Consider the following 2,705-nt stretch of genomic DNA (forward strand, 5'->3'; position numbering starts at 1 on the left):
TGGCAGGGGGGCGCCGGTCGCGGCGAGGAGGGTGGCGGCCAGGGACCACAGGTCCGACACGGGCACCGGCACCGCGTTGGCCGCCCGGCACTCCGGCGCCGTGAAGGCGGGGTCCGCGTTCCCCGTACCGAACCCCGTGAGCACCCACCGCCCCGAGCCCGGCTCCACCACGTGGTCCGGCTGGACCGATCCGTGCAGCGCGCCGAGCGCGTGACCGGCCACCAGCGCCTCCAGCAGGTCCGCGCCCAGCGCCGCGACCCGCTCGGCGGGCAGCGGGCCGCGCTCCGCCACGAGCCGCCCCAGCGTGCGTCCCTCCGGCAGTTCGGCGACGAGCCACGACCGGCCGTCCACGGTGAACACGTCGTGCACGGCGGCCACCGACGGATGCCGCAAGCGTGCCGCCGCGAGGGCGCCGGGCAGGTCGCGCTCGCCGAGGGCGCGTACGGTCACGTCCCGGTGCAGCACCTCGTCCCTGGCCCGCCACACGGTGGTGTTCGCGCCGGCGTCGAGGGGAACGGTCAGCCGGTAGCGCTCGTTGAGCAGCGTGGTCATCTCAGCCCTTCCGCGACGTAGCGTGCCGCCGTCTCCGCGCACTTGCGCACGGAGCCGTCGGTGTCGGCGGTGACCGAGCTCGGCACGTCTCGCTCGCAGCGCAGCAGGATCGCCAGGTTGCGCACGTGCAGCCAGATCTCCGTCTCCAGCCGGGTGCCGTCGCCCCACGACGAGACCTTGTCGCGTCCGGCGGCCAGGTCGCCCACGCCGGGTAAGTCGCGCGGCGGCAGCTCCTTGCCGCCCACGGCGGACGGGCCCGCCATGCCGGTCGCCTCCTGCCGCTTGCCGAGAACGTACTCGCGGGCGACGGCCGTCCCGTCGCCCAGCGGGCCCGGCTTCATCAGGAACGCCTTCAGCATGATCGAGTTCTTTCCGTCGTCGAGGGTCGACCACGAGCACTCGTTCGCCTCCAGCGGGGACTTCCCGTAGCCGGGGACCAGCTCCAGCGCCTGCTCGTCGGTGAGCCGGCTGCACGGCCGCGGGATGGAGGTGAAAGCGGCTTGCCCCGACGCGGCCGTGGCGCTGGGGGAGGTGCCGACCGGTGCCGTGGCGGCAGGGGAGGCGCTCGCCGGCCCCGCGGTGGAGCCGGCCGGCGTGCCGGTGCCGGCGGGGGACGCAGAAGCCGGCGCGTACGTGGGGCGGGGCACGGGCCCGGGTGCGCCGCCCAGCGACAGCGTCACGGCGACGGCCGGCGCCGCCACCACCAGGCTCAGTCCCGCCGCGGCCAGCGCCACCATGCCGCCCGCCAGCCGGAGCGCGGGGCGCTGCCCGCCTCCGCGGAGCGTGTCGAGCGCGGCCGGCACGGCGGGCCGTCTGGCGGGATCGCGGGCGAGCAGGGCGAGCAGCAGCGGCGCCAGCGCTCTCGCGCGCACCGGCGGGCGCGGCTCGCCCGCGAGCACCGCGCTCACCGTCGCCAGCCCGCCTTCGGGGAACGCGGGCACGCCCTCGATCGCCAGGTACAGGGTGGCGCCCAGCGACCAGAGGTCGGACGCCGGGGCGGGCCCCATCCCGGAGAGGCATTCCGGGGCGGTGAAGCCCGGCGTGCCCGCCGAGCCGCCGCCGAAGAGCTCGGGCACCGCGCAGCCGTACCCGGTGAGCATGCCCCTGCCGGAGGCGGTCAGCCAGACCGTGTCCGGCCGCACGCCCAGGTGGGCCAGGCCGAGCGCGTGACCGGCCGCGAGCGCGCCGAGCACGTCCGTGGCGACGGCGGTCACCTGCCCTGCGGGGAGCGGCCCTCGCTCGCGCACGGCCTGCGCCAGCGGCATGCCGTCGATCGGCTCCGAGACGAGCCAGGCGGCGCCGTCCGCCACGTACGCGTCGAGGAGGGGATTGAGCGCCGGATGCGAGATCCGCGACGCGGCGCGGGCCCGCTGCACCGCCTTCAACGCGAGCACGTCGCGCTCGCCCTCGGGCAGCTCCGGCGGCGAGAGCACCTGCCTGATGAGCACGTCCCTGAGCAACTGCCGGTCCCACGCGTGGAAGGCCTGCTCGCCCGCGGGGCGCAGCATCGGGTAGCGGTCTCCCGGCGCGTTCATGCCGCCCTCGCCTCGAGTGCGGCGGCCGTCCAGCGTGCCGCGCGCAGCGCGCGTTCGCGGGTGCGCTCCGGCGAGCCGTCCTTCATGTCGGTGTAGGTCACTTCCAGCAGCACGTTGCTGAGCCGGTACGCGACGGTGGTGCTGATGACGTCCTCCTTGTGGCGTACGAGCAGGTCGTAGGTGAGCGCTTCCGCGCCGAGCCCGGGGACGTCCGTGGAGCCCGTCTGGTCGGACTGCGTGTGCTGGGTGACGCCGACGGAGGGCCGGGTCCAGACGATCAGCCGCTTGCTGCCGCCGTGCAGATGGTTGCGCAGGTTGACGTAGGCGTCGTGGGCGTCGATGGGCTGGCCGTCCCACATCTCCGGATAGACGGTCCCGAACGGCTGCTCGTTGACGAACAGTCCCCTGCCCTCGACCGTCCACCGGCATCCGGTGCTGTCGCCGTTCTTGAACAGCGTGCCGTCGCGCGGGGACGCGCCGGGCACGATGTCGGCGGCCTGCTCGGCGGTGACGAGCGTGCACAGGTCGATCGGGGCGGGGAACCTGGCCCGCTCCTCCTCCAGGGGCTTGGCCACGGTGGAAGGGGACACGCCGGTGGGGGAGGCGGTGGAGGAGGGC

3 protein-coding genes are annotated in these 2,705 nt (G+C 75.5%); all 3 read right to left on the reverse strand.

What is annotated here, in order from left to right:
• Positions 1–552 (reverse strand): protein kinase family protein (locus tag E1292_RS50075; RefSeq protein WP_500690534.1); only part of this gene is annotated, 552 nt, incomplete at its 3' end.
• On the reverse strand, positions 549–2,087 hold the full coding sequence (locus tag E1292_RS50080) for a protein kinase domain-containing protein (RefSeq protein ID WP_165975184.1): 1,539 nt from the start codon (positions 2,085–2,087) through the stop codon (positions 549–551). The genes E1292_RS50080 and E1292_RS50075, both read right to left, overlap by 4 nt.
• A partial coding sequence (locus tag E1292_RS52105) for a DUF3558 domain-containing protein (protein WP_220447466.1) occupies positions 2,084–2,705 on the reverse strand: 622 nt, incomplete at its 5' end. The genes E1292_RS50080 and E1292_RS52105, both read right to left, overlap by 4 nt.

The organism is Nonomuraea deserti, from assembly GCF_004348685.1.
Lineage (GTDB): Bacteria > Actinomycetota > Actinomycetes > Streptosporangiales > Streptosporangiaceae > Nonomuraea > Nonomuraea deserti.